The organism is Mitsuaria sp. 7 (assembly GCF_001653795.1).
Lineage (GTDB): Bacteria > Pseudomonadota > Gammaproteobacteria > Burkholderiales > Burkholderiaceae_C > Roseateles.
This window is the reverse complement of sequence record NZ_CP011514.1, coordinates 3,968,965-3,987,461: the sequence shown is the minus strand read 5'-3', so window position 1 is coordinate 3,987,461 and position 18,497 is coordinate 3,968,965. Positions and strand designations below refer to the sequence as shown.

At 68.8% G+C, this 18,497-nt stretch carries 17 protein-coding genes; 15 read left to right on the top strand and 2 right to left on the bottom strand.

Annotated elements, in window-relative coordinates; translation table 11 throughout:
* The first annotated feature begins 43 nt into the window (after positions 1 to 43).
* From ABE85_RS17470 to nagZ, 11 genes are all read left to right on the top strand, one after another.
* A complete protein-coding gene (locus ABE85_RS17470; protein WP_157522565.1) occupies positions 44 to 511 on the top strand; it encodes a hypothetical protein in 468 nt (155 codons plus the stop codon).
* A 70-nt stretch (positions 512 to 581) separates the two neighbouring features.
* On the top strand, positions 582 to 2,126 hold the full coding sequence (locus ABE85_RS17465; RefSeq protein ID WP_082939059.1) for a DegQ family serine endoprotease: 1,545 nt from the start codon (positions 582 to 584) through the stop codon (positions 2,124 to 2,126).
* 552 nt (positions 2,127 to 2,678) lie between these two features.
* The gene (lepA, locus tag ABE85_RS17460; protein WP_067277388.1) at positions 2,679 to 4,487 is read left to right on the top strand and encodes a translation elongation factor 4; all 1,809 of its coding nucleotides are present in this window, start codon (positions 2,679 to 2,681) and stop codon (positions 4,485 to 4,487) included.
* A 17-nt stretch (positions 4,488 to 4,504) separates the two neighbouring features.
* On the top strand, positions 4,505 to 5,476 hold the full coding sequence (gene lepB, locus ABE85_RS17455) for a signal peptidase I (protein ID WP_197507043.1): 972 nt from the start codon (positions 4,505 to 4,507) through the stop codon (positions 5,474 to 5,476).
* Between the two features lie 94 nt (positions 5,477 to 5,570).
* On the top strand, positions 5,571 to 5,927 hold the full coding sequence (locus ABE85_RS17450) for a DUF4845 domain-containing protein (RefSeq protein WP_067277382.1): 357 nt from the start codon (positions 5,571 to 5,573) through the stop codon (positions 5,925 to 5,927).
* A gap of 61 nt (positions 5,928 to 5,988) precedes the next feature.
* Positions 5,989 to 6,696, top strand: a complete 708-nt coding sequence (rnc, locus tag ABE85_RS17445; protein WP_067277379.1) for a ribonuclease III — start codon at positions 5,989 to 5,991, stop codon at positions 6,694 to 6,696.
* Between the two features lie 331 nt (positions 6,697 to 7,027).
* Positions 7,028 to 7,921 (top strand): GTPase Era, encoded by an 894-nt coding sequence (era, locus tag ABE85_RS17440; protein WP_231993322.1) that lies wholly within the window; start codon positions 7,028 to 7,030, stop codon positions 7,919 to 7,921.
* A gap of 52 nt (positions 7,922 to 7,973) precedes the next feature.
* A complete protein-coding gene (gene recO, locus ABE85_RS17435; protein ID WP_067277373.1) occupies positions 7,974 to 8,777 on the top strand; it encodes a DNA repair protein RecO in 804 nt (267 codons plus the stop codon).
* On the top strand, positions 8,774 to 9,556 hold the full coding sequence (locus ABE85_RS17430; RefSeq protein ID WP_067277370.1) for a pyridoxine 5'-phosphate synthase: 783 nt from the start codon (positions 8,774 to 8,776) through the stop codon (positions 9,554 to 9,556). The genes recO and ABE85_RS17430 overlap by 4 nt, the downstream gene beginning before the upstream one ends.
* Positions 9,557 to 9,626: 70 nt before the next feature.
* Entirely contained in the window at positions 9,627 to 10,022 is a 396-nt protein-coding gene (acpS, locus tag ABE85_RS17425; protein WP_067277368.1) for a holo-ACP synthase, read from the top strand.
* 20 nt (positions 10,023 to 10,042) lie between these two features.
* Positions 10,043 to 11,128, top strand: coding sequence for a beta-N-acetylhexosaminidase (gene nagZ, locus ABE85_RS17420; protein ID WP_067277365.1), 1,086 nt, complete (start codon positions 10,043 to 10,045; stop codon positions 11,126 to 11,128).
* A gap of 9 nt (positions 11,129 to 11,137) precedes the next feature.
* Here the strand turns inward: nagZ and ABE85_RS17415 are convergent, their stop codons facing one another.
* Complete coding sequence (locus ABE85_RS17415; RefSeq protein WP_067277361.1) at positions 11,138 to 12,952, bottom strand: hypothetical protein; 1,815 nt, start codon at positions 12,950 to 12,952, stop codon at positions 11,138 to 11,140.
* A gap of 113 nt (positions 12,953 to 13,065) precedes the next feature.
* Positions 13,066 to 13,560: a hypothetical protein gene (locus tag ABE85_RS17410; protein ID WP_067277359.1), complete on the bottom strand. Its 495-nt coding sequence runs from the start codon at positions 13,558 to 13,560 to the stop codon at positions 13,066 to 13,068.
* A gap of 210 nt (positions 13,561 to 13,770) precedes the next feature.
* Here ABE85_RS17410 and ABE85_RS17405 point away from each other — a divergent pair, with 210 nt between their 5' ends.
* The 4 genes from ABE85_RS17405 to ABE85_RS17390 all read left to right on the top strand — a co-directional run bounded on the left by ABE85_RS17405 (position 13,771) and on the right by ABE85_RS17390 (position 18,490).
* The gene (locus tag ABE85_RS17405; RefSeq protein ID WP_082938704.1) at positions 13,771 to 14,190 is read left to right on the top strand and encodes a lysozyme inhibitor LprI family protein; all 420 of its coding nucleotides are present in this window, start codon (positions 13,771 to 13,773) and stop codon (positions 14,188 to 14,190) included.
* A gap of 126 nt (positions 14,191 to 14,316) precedes the next feature.
* Entirely contained in the window at positions 14,317 to 15,741 is a 1,425-nt protein-coding gene (locus ABE85_RS17400) for an SWIM zinc finger family protein (RefSeq protein WP_067277357.1), read from the top strand.
* On the top strand, positions 15,738 to 17,387 hold the full coding sequence (locus tag ABE85_RS17395; protein ID WP_067277353.1) for a DUF5691 domain-containing protein: 1,650 nt from the start codon (positions 15,738 to 15,740) through the stop codon (positions 17,385 to 17,387). Before ABE85_RS17400 ends, ABE85_RS17395 begins: the two co-directional genes overlap by 4 nt.
* A complete protein-coding gene (locus ABE85_RS17390; RefSeq protein ID WP_067277351.1) occupies positions 17,384 to 18,490 on the top strand; it encodes an AAA family ATPase in 1,107 nt (368 codons plus the stop codon). The genes ABE85_RS17395 and ABE85_RS17390 overlap by 4 nt, the downstream gene beginning before the upstream one ends.
* Positions 18,491 to 18,497 lie beyond the last annotated feature (7 nt).

Genomic DNA, 18,497 nt, shown 5'->3' with positions numbered 1-18,497 from the left:
GTCTCAAGCACCTCAAGCACGAGAACGAGAAGGACGGCGACCCATGACGCCGGCCCGATCGACATCACGCCGGGCCACTGCCCGGCGTTTTTCATTGGTGGACGATCCACGCTGGGTGCGCGTTCAACGCGCGGCGCTTGGCGGCGGCGTGGCCGCGGCGCTCATCGCCGCACTGCTGCATGCCGGTGTCGCCGATGGCATCGGTCCCTGGCTCGGTCTTCTGCTCGCGACGCTGGCGGGGGCGGCGCTGCCTGTCCGCGCGTCCGCCGTCGGCGTGCTGCGATGGGACGGCGCGCAGTGGTGGTGGCAGCGTGCGGGAGAGCCGCTTGCCATTTCGCCGGACGTCGTCATCGACCTCGAACAATGGATGCTATTGCGGCTCAATGCCGTGACCGATGCGGACGGCGTTCGCGGTCCCACGCCGCCCGAGCGCTGGATCGCTCTCTCGCGAGACGCGCACAAAGTGCAATGGGCGCCGCTGCGGCTCCACCTCTTTCTCGCTGCAGGCTGACACCATGTCGTTTCTGAATTCCGGGCATGATGTGGGCCTTCCGTTTTTGCATCGCCACCTGCGAGTGTTCATGCTCAATTTCGATCGCACCTGTTCCCTTCGACGTCTTGCCCTGGCGCTCGCCGGAGCCACCTTGCTGAGCGCTTCGCTGGGCGCGGCCGCACAGGCCGCCACGAAGCCCGCGGCGCCCGCCACGGCCGCCGCGCCTGTCGTCGGCTCGGTCCCCGTCGCCGCACCTGAGCTGGCGCGTGCACTCCCCGATTTCAGCGCCCTGGTCGAACAGGCCGGTCCGGCCGTCGTCAACATCCGGACGTCGGAGAAGGTCAAGGTCGCCAACGCGCAGATCGACGAGCAGATGCGCGAGCTGCTGCGCCGCTTCGGCATCCCTGTGCCGCAGCAGCGCCGTACGCCTCCGGGCGCGGCGCCCGCACCCGCGCCGACCCCCGACGACGATGACGACGAGGACGCACCGCAGCGTCGCGGACTGGGTTCCGGTTTCGTGATCGGCGCGGACGGTTTCGTCATGACCAACGCGCACGTCGTCGACGATGCCGACGAGGTGACGGTCACGCTGACCGACAAGCGCGAGTTCAAGGCCAAGGTGGTCGGCCTGGACCGCCGCACGGATGTGGCGGTCCTCAAGATCGAGGCGAACAACCTGCCGATGCTGCGCATGGGCGACGTGAGCCGGCTCAAGGTCGGCGAATGGGTGATGGCCATCGGCTCGCCCTTCGGCTTCGACAACACGGTGACGGCCGGCATCGTGAGCGCCAAGGCGCGCGACACCGGCGACCTGCTGCCGCTGATCCAGACCGACGTCGCGATCAACCCGGGCAACTCCGGCGGTCCGCTGCTGAACCTGCGCGGCGAGGTGGTGGGCATCAACTCTCAGATCTACAGCCAGTCGGGCGGCTTCATGGGTATCTCGTTCGCGATCCCGATCGACGAGGCGATGCGCGTGGCCGACCAGCTGCGCGCCGGCGGCCGTGTGACGCGCGGCATGCTGGGGGTCTATCCGGACGACGTCAGCAAGGAAGTCGCCGAGGCCATCGGCCTGGGCAAGCCGCAAGGCGCGCTGATCAGTCGCATCACGGCGGCGGGCCCCGGCGAGAAGGCCGGCCTCCAGCTCGGTGATGTGATCACGAAGTTCGACGGCAAGACCGTGGAGAAGGCGGTCGACCTGCGTCGTCTGGCCGCGGCGACCAAGCCGGGCACCAAGGTGCCCTTGCAGGTGTTCCGCCGTGGCGGCTACAAGGACCTGACCGCGACGCTCGACGCGCTGCCGGACGACCGCGCCGCGGCAACGCCGGAAGCGGAGGCGCCGGCCGCGACCGGTGCTTCGGCCTGGGGCCTGACCGTCAGCGAACTGACCGACGCGCAGCGCAAGGAACTCAAGGTCGACGGCGGCCTGCGCATCGACACCGTCGATGGTCCGGCCTCCCGTGCCGGCCTGAAGACCGGTGACGTGATCCTCTCGGCCAACAACGCCGAGGTGAAGACGGTCAAGCAGTTCCAGGCCGCGCTGGCGAAGCTCGAGAAGGGCAAATCGCTCCAGATGCTGGTGCGCCGGGGCGAGGTCGCGACCTACGTCGTGCTGAAGCCGGGCAAGGGCTGAAGCGGTTCCCGTCACCCACCGCCGGCATGGGACTTTCCGCAATGCGGAAAATCTGGCCGGTGGTTGGTGATTCGGTGCACAACTCCACGTCGGTTGGTGCTTGCTAACGGATGTGACCAAGGCAGGGTATTGGTGCCCCGCTCCGCTACAATCACGCCGCGTTCGGGCAGCTTTGTCGCTGTTCCGACGGTGAATCGGAAGGCATCATTTTGATGGGCTCAGCGATCCACAGGATGTCCTCAAGTTTTGTGGATAACCTGTGCACAAAATTGCTGTTGGCGAAGGGCAACGCGCGAGAAGCTCGCATCCATGCGGTTTCCAGGGCGGGGCTTTTGGCTACAATGAAAGCCCAACAAGCAGTTGCCATACGTTTTGTTGGAAGGCGCGTCACCGTTTAGACGTGCCTTTTTTTTATGTCCCGTTCAGGCCCTGCGAAGGGCCCTGCATCACCGCCTCGACCGACCGTCCCAGCATGTTCAGCATGCATCAGCGTGCTCCGCTCGAGCGCCGCTGAGATGTGGCGGACGAACCGCGCGGTCTCCGTCCGAGTCCATGAACCACATCCGCAATTTCTCCATCATTGCCCACATCGATCACGGCAAGAGCACGTTGGCCGACCGGATCATCCAACGCTGCGGCGGGCTGTCGGACCGGGAGATGGAAGCGCAGGTGCTGGACTCGATGGACATCGAGCGCGAGCGCGGCATCACGATCAAGGCGCAGACCGCCGCGCTGCAATACAAGGCGGCGGACGGGCAGGTCTACAACCTGAACCTGATCGACACGCCGGGACACGTGGACTTCTCCTATGAGGTGAGCCGGTCGCTGTCGGCGTGCGAAGGCGCGCTGCTGGTGGTCGACGCCAGCCAGGGCGTCGAGGCACAGACGGTGGCCAACTGCTACACCGCGCTGGAGCTCGGCGTCGAAGTCGTCCCCGTGCTGAACAAGATGGACCTGCCGTCGGCGAACCCGGAAGGCGCGAAGACGGAGATCGAGGAAGTCATCGGCATCGACGCCACCGACGCGATCCCGTGCTCGGCCAAGACCGGCATGGGCATCGACGAGATCCTCGAGGCCGTCATCAGCCGCATGCCGCCGCCGCAGGGCACCGTCGAGGCGCCGCTGCGCGCGATGATCATCGACTCCTGGTTCGACAACTACGTCGGCGTCGTGATGCTGGTCCGGGTCGTGGACGGCACGCTGAAGAAGAACGAACGCATCCGCATGATGGCCACCAACGCCATCTATCCGGCCGAGCACCTGGGCGTGTTCACGCCCAAGTCGGAGAAGCGCGACCAGCTCAACGCGGGCGAGGTGGGTTTCATCATCGCCGGCATCAAGGAGCTGTCCGCGGCCAAGGTGGGCGACACCATCACGCTGGAAAAGAAGCTCCCGAACAACCTGGGCCCGGCCACCGAGGCGCTGCCCGGCTTCAAGGAGATCCAGCCGCAGGTCTTCGCGGGCCTGTACCCGACCGAAGCCAGCGAGTACGACCAGCTGCGCGACGCGCTGGAGAAGCTCAAGCTGAACGACGCGTCGCTGCGCTTCGAACCGGAAGTCTCGCAGGCGCTGGGCTTCGGCTTCCGCTGCGGCTTCCTCGGCCTGCTGCACATGGAGATCGTGCAGGAGCGCCTGGAGCGCGAGTTCGACCAGGACCTGATCACGACCGCGCCCAGCGTGGTGTACGAGGTGCTGCTGGGCGACGGCGAAGTCATCGAGGTGGAGAACCCCTCGAAGATGCCGGAGCAGAGCAAGATCGCCGAGATCCGCGAACCGATCGTGACGGTCCACCTGTACATGCCGCAGGAGTACGTCGGCGCGGTGATGACGCTGGCCAACCAGAAGCGCGGCGTGCAGCTGAACATGGCCTACCACGGCCGTCAGGTCATGCTGACCTACGAGATCCCGCTGGCGGAGATCGTGCTGGACTTCTTCGACAAGCTGAAGTCGGTCTCGCGCGGCTACGCCTCGATGGACTACGAGTTCAAGGAATACCGCGCCTCCGACGTCGTCAAGGTCGACATGCTGATCAACGGCGACCGCATCGATGCGCTGTCGCTGATCGTGCACCGGGCGCAGTCGCAGTACCGCGGCCGCCAGGTGGCGGCCAAGATGCGCGAGATCATCCCGCGTCAGATGTACGACGTGGCCATCCAGGCGGCCATCGGCGCCAACATCATCTCGCGCGAGAACATCAAGGCCTTGCGCAAGAACGTGCTGGCAAAATGCTACGGCGGCGACATCAGCCGCAAGCGCAAGCTGCTGGAGAAGCAGAAGGCCGGCAAGAAGCGCATGAAGCAAATCGGTTCGGTGGAGGTGCCGCAAGAAGCCTTCCTGGCCATCCTCCAAGTCGAAGAATAAGTCTCCGCATGAAAGCCATGAGCGCACTGACCGGGTTGCTGTACGTGACCCTGATCGCCTACCTGGGCGGCTGGTACCAGGGCTACTGGAACGGCAATTTCTCCCTGCTGCTGCTGATCCTGACCACGGTGACGCTGGCCTACTGGCTGGCCGAGCGCTTCCACTTCCAGCCTTCGCGTGAACGCGCCGCCGAGCGGCTGGCCAGGAACGACGAACAGCGCCGCGCCTCGCTGGCCGCGCAGGGCATCCAGCGCGTGGACGGCGACGTCGAAGGCGCCCGCGAGGAGATCCTGCGCCAGCCCTGGTGGCTGGACTGGACCGCCGGCCTGTTCCCGGTGATCCTGATCGTCTTCCTGCTGCGCTCGTTCATGTTCGAGCCGTTCAAGATCCCGTCCGGCTCGATGGTGCCGACGCTGCTGATCGGCGACCTGATCCTGGTCAACAAGTTCCACTACGGCGTACGGCTGCCGGTGATCAACAAGAAGATCATCAGCAACAACGACGTGAAGCGCGGCGACGTGGTCGTGTTCCGCTATCCGCAGACGCCCAGCGTCGACTACATCAAGCGCGCGGTCGGCCTGCCCGGCGACGAGATCGCCTACCTGAACCAGAAGCTGTACGTGAACGGCAAGCTGGTGGAGACGGTCTCGCAGGGCGAGTTCTTCGACGAGGATCCGAACTCGATGCGCTTCCGCCCGCGCTTCACCGAGAAGCTGGGCGCGGTCGAGCACCAGATCCTGGTGGACGCGCAGTCGCAGGGCAACATCAGGAAGCAGTACGACTTCCCGTACAGCGAGAACTGCAAGTACACGCTGGAAGGCGTGACCTGCAAGGTGCCGGCCGGCCACTACTTCATGATGGGCGACAACCGCGACAACTCGATGGATTCGCGCTTCTGGGGATTCGTGCCGGATGAGAACATCGTGGGCCGCGCCTTCGTGGTCTGGATGAATTTCGGCAGCCTGAAGCGCATCGGCAGCATTCAGTAAGACAGGTCGACTCACCGGCTGACACACCGATTCACGGATTGCCGGCCGACGATCGACTACCCTGTTCCAACGACAACCATCGGAGCGATACGTGATGAGGGCACGGAAGATTCAACGGGGCATCAGCCTGCTGGGCCTGCTGTTCTGGGCGGTGATCATCGGCGGCGGATCGGTGATCGTGCTGCGCGTGGTGCCGACCGTGATGGAGTACTACACCATCCAGCGCGCGATCGACAAGATCGCCAAGGACGGTCCGTCGACCGTGCCGGCGGCGCGCGACGCGTTCGAGCGCACCAAGCAGATCGAGTATTCGATCGTCAGCATCGAGCCCAAGGACCTGATCATCACCAAGGTCGACGACAAGGTGAAGATCAGCTTCGCCTACGACAAGGAAGTGCCCCTGTTCAACCCGGTGTTCCTGGTGATCAAGTACAAGGGCGAATCCCGCTGACGACCCCACCGACGACCCCCGCCGACGACCGCACGGTCTCCTTCCACCCTGACGCCCGTCCATGACACCGCAAGCGCTTGACGCCCTCCAGCAACGACTCGGCTACCGCTTCAAGCAGCCGGGGCTGCTGCAGCGCGCGCTGACGCACCGCAGCTTCGGCCAGCAGCACAACGAGCGGCTGGAGTTCCTGGGCGACGCGGTGCTCAACCTGACGGTGTCGGCGCTGCTGTTCGACCGCTTCGCCGGTTCCGACGAAGGCGACCTCACCCGCATCCGCGCGCACCTGGTGCGCGAGGACAGCCTGCACCGGCTCGCCCTGGTCCTGCAGATGCCCGAGGCGCTGCGCATGAGCGAGGGCGAGGCCCGCGGCGGCGGCGGCCAGCGGCCGTCTATCCTGGCGGACGCGCTGGAGGCTGTGATCGGCGCCGCGTTCATGGACGGCGGCTACGAGGCCGCGCGCGACATCGTGCGCGGGCTGCTGGGCGAGACGATCGCCGCGAGCGGCATCGAACAGTGGGCCAAGGATTCGAAGACCGCGCTGCAGGAGTGGCTCCAGGCGCGCAAGCTCCCGGTGCCGTCCTACCGCATCGCCGAGACGCGGGGCCAGGCCCACGCGCAGACTTTCACCGTCGAATGCGAAGTGGCCTCGCTGACGCTGTCGCGCCGCGGCGAAGGCCGCTCGCGCCGGATTGCGGAGCAGGAGGCAGCCCGGCAGGTGCTGGACGAACTGCTCGCCGGCGATCGACCCGGCACCGGCCTGCGCGACTGACGCGGAGCCCGCGATGAACGCACCGACACCCCCGAGGACGCCGACACCGGCGGCCTCGTCCGATTCGCTTTCCGAATCTTCCCTTTCCCCGTCCCTTTCCCCGTCCCTTTCCCCTGTTTCCGAGGATCCCGATCTGAACGCCCCGCACGACCCCGCCACCCCGCACGACGCCACGCCACACGCCGCCGACTCTCCGCTGGACCAGGACGCCGACGCGCTCGCCCACGAAGAGGGTGAGGAGGGCGAAGAGGGTGAGGTGGGCGATGAACTCGACGAGGACGAGGACGGTGATGGCGAGGACCTGCCCCAGGTCCAGGGCGGCATCGGTGCGATGCCGTACGAGGGCGACCTGCGCTGCGGCCTGATCGCGATCGTCGGCCGGCCCAACGTCGGCAAGTCGACGCTGCTGAACGCGCTGGTCGGGCAGAAGGTGTCGATCACCTCGAAGAAGGCGCAGACCACGCGTCACCGTATCACCGGCGTGCGCACGGTCGACGAGGCGCAGTTCGTCTTCGTCGACACCCCGGGCTTCCAGACCAAGCACAGCAGCGCGCTGAACCGCAACCTGAACCGCACGGTCCAGGGCGTGCTGGCGGACGTGGACCTGGTGCTGTTCGTCGTCGAGGCGGGCCGCTTCGGCCTGGACGACGCGAAGGTGCTGTCGCTGCTGCCCAAGGACAAGCCGGTGGTGCTGATCGCCAACAAGCTGGACGCGGTGACGCGCCGCGCCGAAATGATGCCCTGGCTCAAGAGCATGCAGGAGCGCCGCAACTTCAGCGAGTTCGTGCCGCTGTCGGCGAAGAAGGATTCGGACGTGCAGCGTCTGTTCCAGATCCTGAAGCCCTACCTCCCGAACCAGGAATGGTTCTACGAGGAAGACGCGCTGACCGACCGCAGCGAGAAGTTCATGGCCGCGGAGATGATCCGCGAGAAGCTCTTCCGGCTGACCGGCGACGAGCTGCCCTACGAAGCCACGGTGATCATCGATCGCTGGGAGGAGGAGGGCAACCTGCGCCGGATCGCCGCGACCATCGTGGTCGAGCGCGACGCGCAGAAGGGCATGATCATCGGCCAGGGCGGCGAGCGCCTGAAGCGCATCGGCTCCGAGACCCGTCAGGAACTCGAGAAGCTCTGGGACGCGCGCGTGTTCCTGGAGCTCTGGGTGAAGGTGCGGTCCGGCTGGGCCGACTCCGAAGAGCATCTGAGAAGCTACGGCTACGAGTGATCCGCGCCCGCGGTCGCTGAAGACATCCGCAGACATCGCCCGACACCAGGCCATGGCCACACGCGCCCCGAAGCCGCCCGCGACGCAGGCGGCTTTTGTTTTGCACCACTACGACTGGAGCGAGACCAGCCTCGTGCTGGACCTCTTCAGCCGCGAGCACGGCCGGCTGGCGGTGGTTGCGAAAGGCGCGAAGCGGCCGTATTCGCAGCTGCGATCGGTGCTGCTGCCCTTCCTGCGCCTGCAGGTGACGCTGTCCAAGCCGTCGAAGATGAACGAGGACGGCGCGGCCGAGGTGCAGTCGCTGCGCGGCGCGGAGTGGGTGGGCGGACAGACCCTGCCCAGCGGCGCCGCACTGTTCAGCGGCTACTACGTCAACGAGCTGCTGCTGAAGTTCCTGCCGCGCCAGGATGCGCAGCCGGAGCTCTTCGATGCCTACGCGGCGCTGCTGCCGCAACTGCGTTCGGTGGACGACGCCCACGCCGCGCTGCGCGCCTTCGAACTGAAGATGCTGTCGATCTGCGGCCTGCTGCCCGACCTGAGCGTGCTGTCGACGACGCAGGCGCCGCTCGATCCGGACCGGCTCTACCTGCTCGCGCCGGAATCCGGCGTGGTGGTCCCGGTGCACGACGCGCCGCCCCAGACCGGCATCACCGGACTCACGGGCCTCACGGGCCAGGCCTTCATCCAGCTCCAGGCGGCGCTGCTGCACGGCAGCCAGGCGGCGCTGCAGCAGGCCTGCGAACTCGCGGGTCCGGCGCTGAAGCCGCTGGCGCGCGCGTTGCTTCACTATCATCTGGGGCATCGTCCATTGCGGACTCGGCAAGTGCTGCTCGACGTCCAGAAGCTGCTCACATGAATCCGCTGATCGCTCCCGAATCCGGCCGCCACGACGCGCGATGCGCGCTCTCGGTCAACGTCAACAAGGTCGCGCTGCTGCGCAACACCCGGCACCTGGGCATCCCCAGCGTGACGCGCGCGGCGCAGCTGTGCCTGGAGGCCGGCGCGCAGGGCATCACCGTGCACCCGCGGCCCGACGCGCGCCACATCCGCGCCGACGACGTGCGCGAACTCGCCGCGCTGATGAAGGCCTGGCCGCAGGCCGAGTACAACATCGAGGGCAACCCGACGCAGAACCTGATGGACTTCATCCGCGAGACGCGGCCGCATCAGGCGACCTTCGTCCCGGACGGCGAAGACCAGTTCACCTCGGACCACGGCTGGAACCTGCCGGCCGATGCCGAACGCCTGCGTCCGATGATCGCGGAGTGCAAGTCGCTGGGCGTGCGGGTGAGCCTGTTCATGGACCCGCTGCCGGAGGCGATGGCGCACGTGGCCGCGGTGGGCGCGGACCGCATCGAGCTCTATACCGAGACCTGGGCGAGCGCCTTCGGCACGCCTCGCGAGGCCGAGGTGGTCGCGGCCTTCGCGGCCACGGCGCGCGCGGCGCTGGCGCAGGGGCTGGGCATCAACGCCGGCCATGACCTGAACCGCGACAACCTCACGCGCTTCCTGCGCGAGGTGCCGGGCGTGCTGGAGGTCTCGATCGGCCACGCGCTGATCGCGGATGCGCTGGAGCTCGGCTACGCCGAGGCGGTGCGCGACTACCAGCGCTGCATCCAGCGCGCATACGTCTGATTGCACTTCCGCACCTTACGCCCACAGACCGGGCACGAAGCGCGCACGCGCTGCGCATGAAAGGGTCGCGATGATCTACGGCATCGGCACGGACGTCTGCGACATCCGGCGCATCCGGGAGACCTTCCAACGGCGCGGCGTGCGCTTCGCCGAGAAGGTGCTGGGTCCGCACGAGATCGCGGTCTTCCACGAGCGCTACGCCAAGGTCGAGGCCCGCGGCATCGCCTACCTGGCGACGCGCTTCTCGGCCAAGGAGGCCTTCTCGAAGGCGATCGGCATGGGCATGCGGATGCCGATGACGTGGCGCGCGTGCGAGATCGTCAAGGCGCGCAGCGGCAAGCCGGGCATCCAGCTGCACGGCGCGCTGGCCGAGTGGTTCGAGGCCAAGGGCTTGAGCGCGCATGTCAGCGTGAGCGACGAGACCGACTATGCGACGGCGTTCGTCGTCGTCGAGACCCGCGATTGAAAATGAAAGAGACACCCTCAATGACCGAGCACCTGCATTCGCCCGTGATCCTGGACATCGCCGGCACGACGCTGACGGCGGACGACCGCCGCCGGCTGGCGCATCCGCTGACGGGCGGGATGATCCTGTTCGCGCGCCACTTCGAGAACCGCGCGCAGCTGACCTCGCTGTGCGCCGAGGCCAAGTCCATCCGGCCCGATCTGCTGATCGCGGTCGATCAGGAAGGCGGCCGCGTGCAGCGCTTCCGCACGGACGGCTTCACGGCGCTGCCGGCGATGCGCGCGCTCGGCGAGCTGTGGATGGACGACGCGATGCGGGCGATCCAGGCGGCGACGGCGACGGGCCTGGTGCTCGCGCTGGAACTGCGGGCCTGCGGCGTCGACATGAGCTTCGCGCCGGTGCTGGACCTGGACCACCAGGACGAGGGCCGGCAGTCGATCAGCCCGGTGATCGGATCGCGCAGCTTCCACAGCGACCCGCGCGTGGTCAGCCTGCTGGCGCAGAGCCTGATGCAAGGCCTGGCACTGGCGGGCATGGGGAGCTGCGGCAAGCACTTCCCGGGACACGGTGCCGTGAGCGTCGATTCGCACGTGGGCGTGCCGGTGGACACGCGCTCGCTGAAGGCCATCCTGGCGGAGGACGTCCGTCCGTTCGAATGGCTGAGCCTGAGCCTGTCGGCGGTGATGCCGGCGCACGTGATCTACCGCAAGGTGGACAGCCGGCCGGCGGGCTTCAGCCAGCGCTGGCTGCAGGACATCCTGCGCGACCGCCTCGGCTTCGCCGGCGCGGTGTTCAGCGACGATCTCGGCATGGCCGCAGCGCGCGTGATCGAAGGCCGTCCGGTGGGCTACACCGAAGCGGCGCTGGCTGCGCTGGGCGCCGGCTGCGACCTGGTGCTGCTGTGCAACCAGAGCCTGGAGGAGGGCGGTCGCGCGATCGACGAACTGCTCGACGGGTTGGCCGACGCGCAGGCGAAGGGGACGTGGACGCCCGCCATCGACAGCGAGGCCCGCCGCGCCGCGCTGGTGCCGCAATCGGCGCCGCTGACCTGGGACGAGCTGATGCTGGCGCCACGCTATCTGGAAGCGCTGGCGCGCCTGCCCTGAAGCGGCCGCTCAGAACAGGTTCTGGAACACCATCCGGAGGAAGGCCGCGTTGCGGCCGCCCTGGATGGCCGGGCCGCTGACCGTGTGCATCACGCCGCCTTCCAGCCGCGCCGTCACGACGGTCACGCCGACGCCCACGCCGACGGCAACCCATCGCGCGCTGAACTGGCCCGCCCCGTCGGACAGACCGGCGACGTCCATCAGCAGCAACGGACGCACGGCATGGAGGCTGGCCTTGTCGATGATGAAGTGCGCTGCGGGGCGGACCTCGTCGAAGGCCGCGTCCGCTTCGCGTGTCGCCTCCTCGTTCGACTTGCCTTGCGCGACCAGTGTCGCGACCAGCATCGAGGGACCGCTCACGTCGAGCTGATTGCCGAGCAAGGTCTTCAGCGGGATGGGCGGCATGGGCTGGCCGCTGCTGTCCGTGTCGCCCAGGTCCACGCGTTCGTCCGGGATCAAGGGTGAGGACCACGCCTTGATCGGGAAGGCCAGCTGCGCGTTGAGGTGCCAGTACCGCGTGCCGCCGCGCTGACCGGGCAGGCCCGCCTGTCCTTGCCCCGCGCTACGCAGCAGCGGCCCGTCCGGTGCCCGGCTCAGCGCGGCGCTGCCGAGCCCGTCGTACAGGAACTGCCCCTTCGCGCCACCGCCGTAGAAACGCTCGGCGGCCGGGGCGCGATCGGACACGCGGCCGGCGCCCGCCATCACCTCCAGCCCCCAGGTCGGTCCGCTGCCCAGCGAGAACTCGCGCGCATACCCGAGCCGCGCCGACCAGCGCGCGAGCGGGGCGACGCCGTCGGGCCGCACGCGTTCGGCCCAGACGCCGGCGCGGAGCACGCCCTCGGCGCGCGGGACCATCCACTCGGTGAGCACGCGCGCGGTCAGGCGGCGCGTGTCGGCGCGGTGGTCGACGCCGTTCGCGAGCGTGGTTTCATCCCGTCCCGCCTGCCAGGAGCCATCGAGGGCCACCCGCACGCCGATCGCCGGTTTCATCGTGGCGCCCAGTCCCGCTTCTCCCGCGCTGCGTTGCAGCTCGCCGCCAAGCACCGGCTCGCGCCGGTCGATCGCGTTGGCGAAGACGCGGAGTTCCTGAAGGACGTCCTGGCCATCGCGTCGGACGGGCTGATGACGATATTCCAGGCGGCCCTCGCTGCGATGGAAGGCGCTGCGGGTCGACTGCTCGTGACGCAGGCTCAGGCCCATCGGCGAGTCGGCCGCGTCCGACAACGGCAGCGGCATCCGCACCGCGGCGGTGACGGTGGGGCCGAAGGCCTCGTCATAGCCGGCGCCGACCTGAGGATCGAAGCGGCGCAAGACGGCGGGCACGTGGTCGTACAGCGAGGCCGTGCCGGCGCGCGGGATCGGCAGCACGTTGTCGCCCAGGCGCGCGAGGTCGACCCGCACGTGGTACGGCTCCAGCGTGACGCCGGCAGTCGCGCCTCCACCCGGGCATTCATCGCCGCGGCCGGTAGACAGGTCGTATTCGACGCCGATGAAAAGCACCTCCGCGCGGCCCTGGCGGCCGAGCACGCCGGTCGCGGCGGGGCTCTCGCCGATCTGCTGCCGGAGCGCGTTCATCGCCGCCGAGATCCTGTCGTTCGTCAGCACATCGCAAGCGGCGATCGGCAGGGTCGCCGCGTCGGCCCAGCGGCTCTTGATGCGCACGTAGCGGACGCGCAGATCCGGCACCGCCTGCCGCGGCATCGCGCCCTGCGCGGCGAGACGACTCGACGCGCCTGGCGGCCCGTCGAACTCGATCGACACGGGCGGCGGGTCGGCGCCCCAGGCGAGCGGCGCCACGCCCGCCGACGCGACCAGCGCGAGCACGCCGTCCAGCAGCGCACGCCGTGGCCGACATCGCGGCCGGCATCGCGGACCACACGCCGGCCGACACGCTGGCCGACACGCTGGCCGGAAGAGCCGCCGTCGCATGACGGTGCTCAGAACTCGATCTTGAGCACGTCGGCCATGGCGCCGTGCAGGGCGGCCTTCTGCTCGTCCGTCGGGGGCGTGGTCTTGCCGGCGACGGCGCGGGCGGCGGGATGCACTTCCTGGACGAGGACGGTGGCCTGGTCCGGCTTGACGCCCTCGCGCGCCATGACGGCCACGGCCTGGCTCTCCACGGGCGTGCCGGCGGTGTAGGACACGTGGACGATCTGCACTTCCTTGTCGTCGACGATCTTGTACAGGTCGAAGACCAGCTTCCAGATCGGGTCGGCGGTGGGCGTGCAGGAGCGCTCGACGATGACCTTGAACTTGAAGCCCGACTCGGGGCTGAAGACCATCACCTCCAGCAGGAAGGGCTTGCAGACCTTCCCTTGAGGCGCGATGGGGACGACGCTGATGTTGGTCGTGTCGGGGGCCTTGTCGGTCTTCTTCACTTTGACGGTCTTGGTTGCCTTGTCGGGCTTTGCGGGCTTGTCGGTCTTGGCCATGGCGGGCTCCTCCGGAGTGTTCCCGATCGCGATGCATCCGGCCGGACGGCCGCCTCGGGAAAGACTGAGAGCCTAGCCACGAGCCATGCGAGCGACATCCCTAAGGCCGATAGGAGCGCCCCCTGATCCGAGGGGCGCGGCGACGTGGCATTCTGGTCGAATGCACGCCGCCCTCCGGGCCGCGCTTCTCTCTGACGATGAGGAACATCCATGACGAGCAACGTTTCCCGTTTCGATCGCGCCATCGTGCGCCGACTTGCCTTCGCAGCGCTGGTGATGAGCGCCGCGTCGTCTGCGCATGCGCTGGACTGCGCCAACGCCGTCAGCACCGTCGACATGAACGACTGCGCCGCGCAGGAGCAGCAGCAGGTCGAGAAGCAGCTCAACGAGGTCTATCGCCGCGTGCTGGCGGCGACGCCGGCGAAGGTCGGCGGCGCCAAGCCCGCGAAGCCGAAGGACAGCCTCGTCGCCGCGCAGCGCCTCTGGGTGAAGTTCCGCGAGGCCGATTGCAAGGCGGTGCTCGACCTGTGGTCCGAGGGCTCGATCCGCAATCTCCAGTACCTCGGCTGCATGCGCGATCACGCGCAATTGCGAATCAAGCAGCTTGAGGCGTTCAAGACGCAGCCTTGAGCCAAGGCGGCCATGCCGCAGTGCGCCGCATTGCGTCTCCTTGTTTCGACGACTGAGGCAGTCATCAGCTCCAGATAGACTCGCCTCCAAACTCACCCACAACGATTCGACAGGGAGCGGGCCAGCATGTCGCTGACCATGGAGGGCGTGCTGGCGCTGGCGCCGGACGAGGCATCGGCGAAGGCCGCGCGGGGACTGACCTCGCCGGCCAAATGGCCGTTGCTCGGCGCCGATGAGGTCGCCGTCTGGGGCGAGTGCCAGGGCAGCGGCTCCAAGCCGTATCAGACGCAGGTCGATCTCAACGGCCCCGCATTCCGCTGCTCCTGCCCCAGTCGCAAGTTCCCCTGCAAGCATGGTCTCGCGCTGCTGATGCTGCGGGCGCAGGATGCCTCCCGCTTCACCGCCGCCGAGGCGCCCGCCTGGGTCGCCGAATGGATCGCCTCCCGCGGCGAGCGGGCGCAGAAGAAGGAGGAGCGCGACCAGCAGGCCGTCGAGCGCGCCGCTGAACGCGCCGCCCAGATCGCCGACGGCGTCGATCCCGCGCAGGCCGCATCGGCGCTTGCCGATCCCGACACCGCGCTCAAGCGCGAGTCGCAACGCTGGCGTCGCATCGAGGACGCGTCTTCCGAATTGCAGCGCTGGCTGGGCGATCAGATCGGTCGCGGCCTCGGCGGGCTCGACGATGCGGCGATCCGCGGCTGGCGCACGATGGCGGCGCGCATGGTGGACGCGCAAGCGCCCGGTCTCGGCCAGCGCATCGTCGCCGCCGCGGAAGGCTGGCGCGTCGGCGCCGACTGGCCTGAACGGACGCTGTCGCGCCTCGGATTGCTGCAGCTCGCCTGCGAAGGCATCGCCCGTCGCGAGGTGCTGCCCGAGCCCGTCCAGGCCGACCTGCGCACCGTCTGCGGCTGGCCGCTCGACCAGGCGGAGGTACTCGCCACCGGCGAACGCCTGACCGATCGCTGGACCGTGCTCGGCGTGATCGTCGAAGAGCGCGACGCGCGCCTGAACGAGCGCCGCGTCTGGCTGCACGGCGCCCGCTCGGGCCGGCGCGCGTGGCTGCTCGATCACACGCACGGCGGTCGCGGTTTCGAGGGCATGTGGGTGCCCGGCATCGCCGCCGATCTGACGCTCGCCTTCCATCCTGGCAACGCGCCGTTGCGAGCGTTGATCGCCGAATCCTCTCCGCCGCCCGAACCTGAAGGCACGGTCAGCAACGTGCAGCTCGGGGGCTCTGACCCCTGGCAGGCTCCCTGGGAGGACGAATGGCAGCGCGTCGCCCAGCGCGTGGCCGCCAATCCCTTTGCGCTGCTGCATCCCGTCGTGCTCTCGAACGCGACACCGGTCGCTTCCGAGGCCGGCCCGCATCTCACTGCCGACGGCCGCGCCGTGCCGCTGCAGGTCGGTGATGCGGACTGGTGGTCGCTCATGGCCGTGGCCGGTGGTCGTCCGCTGGCGGTGATGGGCGAGTGGGACGGCCGCGGCCTGCGTCCGCTGACCGCGTGGCGGTCGGGAACCGCCAACCCCGTCTGGTCGAGGAGTGCCGCATGAGCGCCTGGACACCGCTGCTGCCCGTCGCGATGGTGGGCACGGATCGACAGCCGGGACCGTTGCCCGAATGGCCGGGCGAGATCGGCAAGCTCGTCGCGCAGGTCGCGCAGACTGCAGGTGCAACGGGTGCGACGGGTGCAACGGGCGCAACTGGCGGCGCGGCGGGTCAGGTCTTGCGCACGATGGCCGTGATCGCACCGTGTGAGGCGGCCGGCACTCAGGACCGCGCATGGAATGCGCCGCTGCCGGAGGCCGCCGCAGACGATCGTCTGACCGTCGTGCCCGAACGCATCGACGGTATCGAAGGGATCGACGGCGCTGCCGGCTCACTGCACAGGCTGCTGCGCTGGACCCTCACCGAAGCGCCGGGGCGCCTTCAGCAGCAGGCGTTCGTGGACCTGGCCGCGGCTGGCCTGCGCCTGCCCGAGATGCTGCTGCCGCTGGCGCTCGACGTCGGACGACGGTCGGTCGCGCTGCGTGCCCCTTTGCTGCCGGTGCTCGGCGAGCGCGGGCTGTGGCTGGCGCGGCAGCGCGAGGATTGGCATTACGCCGCCGGTGCCGGCGGTGACGCCCCCGGCGAGGCTCAGTGGACCGACGGCACGCTGGAGCAGCGACGCGCCTTCCTGGCGCGCGAGCGAAGTGCCGATGCCGCCGCGGGCCGCCGCCGCCTCGAGGCCGCGCTGACGGAACTCTCCGCCAAGGAGCGCGCCGACCTGGTGGCGCAACTGGCGATCAGCCTCGGCATGGACGACGAGGCGCTGCTCGATCGATTGCGCGCCGACCGCAGCCGCGAGGTGCGCGACGTGGCGCTCGACCTGCTGCTGCGTCTACCCGACGCCGCGCATCCGCGCCGCGCTATCGAGCGGCTCTCGCCGCTGCTGCGCCGCGAGCGCGCGCTGCTGCGTCAGCACTGGGTGATCGATGCGCCGGAGGCCGCGGCCGCCGACTGGTCGTCCGATCAGATCGTCGTCGCCCGACCGCCCTCCGAGAAGCTCGGTGAGCGCGCCTGGTGGCTCTATCAACTGGTGCGCCAGGTCCCGCTGGGCTGGTGGACCACGACGACCTCGATGACGCCCGCCGAGCTGCTCGGCTGGGCCGCCAGGACGGACTGGGCCGAGGCGCTGATGCGCGGCTGGTTCGATGCGCTGGCCGCCACGCGAGAGATCGAATGGTGCGAAGCCTTCCTCGGCGCCTTGCAGGCGTCCGGCACCAGCCCGGCGCAGGCGAACGTGCCGCAGCAGATGCATCAGGCCGCGCAGGCGCTCAACTGGCTGCCGCAAGCCCGTCGCGAACGTCACTGGCTTCGACATCTGCAGAAGGGTTCCTTGCCGCTGTCGGCGCTCATCGCGGCGGCGAGCGGCGGTGAGACGCTCGGCACCGATCTCTCGCAGGCGCTGACCGGGCAACTGCTGACGCGCGCCCGTGCCGGCACGCTGAAGGACGACTACGCCGTCCGCGCGATGCTGGTCGACTTCGGCGCGGTCGTGCATGCCGACAGCCTTCCCGCCTATGCGTCGCTGGCCGACATCCGTGCCGCCGACGAGACCGCCGCCCACGCGGAGCAACTGCAGGCCGTCGCGCAGACGGCCGCGCTGCGCCGCGTCCTGCTCGCCCTTTCACCCGATCCGATCCCGAGGACCTCATGACGACCTCCACCGAGACCTCCGCAGCCTCGCAGCTGCTGCGCCGCCACGCCGAGCACCAGTTCGCCGAGGAGCTCGCCGAGCTGAAGCGCCAGGACACGCGCACGCGTCCGGAGAACTGGGCGATGTCGCCGTGGGCCGTCCTGCGCTACCTGATGGGCGGGACGCTGGAGAACGGCTTCGAGGTCAGCGCCAAGTACATCGGCGACGAGCGGCTGATGGAGATCGCGGTCGCCACGCTCGCGACCGATCGCGCGCTGCTGCTCTACGGCGTGCCGGGCACCGCGAAGTCGTGGGTGTCGGAACACCTGTCGGCGGCGGTCAGCGGTGATTCGACCCTGCTGATCCAGGGCACCGCCGGGACCGGCGAGGAGCAGCTGCGCTACGGCTGGAACTACGCGCAGCTGCTGGCCAACGGTCCGAGCGAGGCGGCGCTGGTGCCCAGTCCGATGATGAAGGCGATGCGCGACGGCAAGATCGCGCGCATCGAGGAACTGACGCGCATCCCCGCCGACGTGCAGGACTGCCTGATCACCGTGCTGTCGGAGAAGACCCTGCCCGTGCCCGAGCTCGGCGCGGAGGTGCAGGCCACGCGCGGCTTCAGCGTGATCGCCACGGCCAACAACCGCGACAAGGGCGTCAACGAGTTGTCCGCCGCGCTCAAGCGCCGCTTCAACACGGTCGTGCTGCCCGTGCCGGCGAGCGAGGACGCCGAGGTGTCCATCGTCGTCAAGCGCGTGGCCGAACTGGGCGTCGCGCTGCAGCTGCCCGCCGAACCGCCGGCGCTCAAGGAAGTGCGCCGCATCGTCCAGATCTTCCGCGAGCTGCGCAACGGCAAGACCGAGGACGGCAAGACGCAGCTGAAGTCGCCCAGCGGCACGCTGTCGACGGCGGAGGCGATCTCCGTGATCAACAGCGGCATGGCGCTGGCCGGGCACTTCGGCGACGGCGTGCTGCGCCCGCGCGACGTGGCGTCCGGCCTGCTCGGCGCGATCGTCAAGGACCCCGTGCAGGACCAGGTCGTCTGGAACGAATACCTCGAGACGGTCGTCAAGGAACGCACCGAGTGGAAGGACCTCTACCGCGCCTGCCGCGAGCAGTCCTGAGCCATCG

Bases quoted from the DNA above. Each gene is read 5' to 3' on its own strand.
- ABE85_RS17470 (WP_157522565.1), top strand. From the start codon at position 44: ATGACGCCGGCCCGATCGACATCACGCCGGGCCACTGCCCGGCGTTTT.
- ABE85_RS17465 (WP_082939059.1), top strand. From the start codon at position 582: ATGCTCAATTTCGATCGCACCTGTTCCCTTCGACGTCTTGCCCTGGCG.
- lepA (WP_067277388.1), top strand. From the start codon at position 2,679: ATGAACCACATCCGCAATTTCTCCATCATTGCCCACATCGATCACGGC.
- lepB (WP_197507043.1), top strand. From the start codon at position 4,505: ATGAGCGCACTGACCGGGTTGCTGTACGTGACCCTGATCGCCTACCTG.
- ABE85_RS17450 (WP_067277382.1), top strand. From the start codon at position 5,571: ATGAGGGCACGGAAGATTCAACGGGGCATCAGCCTGCTGGGCCTGCTG.
- rnc (WP_067277379.1), top strand. From the start codon at position 5,989: ATGACACCGCAAGCGCTTGACGCCCTCCAGCAACGACTCGGCTACCGC.
- era (WP_231993322.1), top strand. From the start codon at position 7,028: ATGCCGTACGAGGGCGACCTGCGCTGCGGCCTGATCGCGATCGTCGGC.
- recO (WP_067277373.1), top strand. From the start codon at position 7,974: ATGGCCACACGCGCCCCGAAGCCGCCCGCGACGCAGGCGGCTTTTGTT.
- ABE85_RS17430 (WP_067277370.1), top strand. From the start codon at position 8,774: ATGAATCCGCTGATCGCTCCCGAATCCGGCCGCCACGACGCGCGATGC.
- acpS (WP_067277368.1), top strand. From the start codon at position 9,627: ATGATCTACGGCATCGGCACGGACGTCTGCGACATCCGGCGCATCCGG.
- nagZ (WP_067277365.1), top strand. From the start codon at position 10,043: ATGACCGAGCACCTGCATTCGCCCGTGATCCTGGACATCGCCGGCACG.
- ABE85_RS17410 (WP_067277359.1), bottom strand. From the start codon at position 13,560: ATGGCCAAGACCGACAAGCCCGCAAAGCCCGACAAGGCAACCAAGACC.
- ABE85_RS17405 (WP_082938704.1), top strand. From the start codon at position 13,771: ATGACGAGCAACGTTTCCCGTTTCGATCGCGCCATCGTGCGCCGACTT.
- ABE85_RS17400 (WP_067277357.1), top strand. From the start codon at position 14,317: ATGTCGCTGACCATGGAGGGCGTGCTGGCGCTGGCGCCGGACGAGGCA.
- ABE85_RS17395 (WP_067277353.1), top strand. From the start codon at position 15,738: ATGAGCGCCTGGACACCGCTGCTGCCCGTCGCGATGGTGGGCACGGAT.
- ABE85_RS17390 (WP_067277351.1), top strand. From the start codon at position 17,384: ATGACGACCTCCACCGAGACCTCCGCAGCCTCGCAGCTGCTGCGCCGC.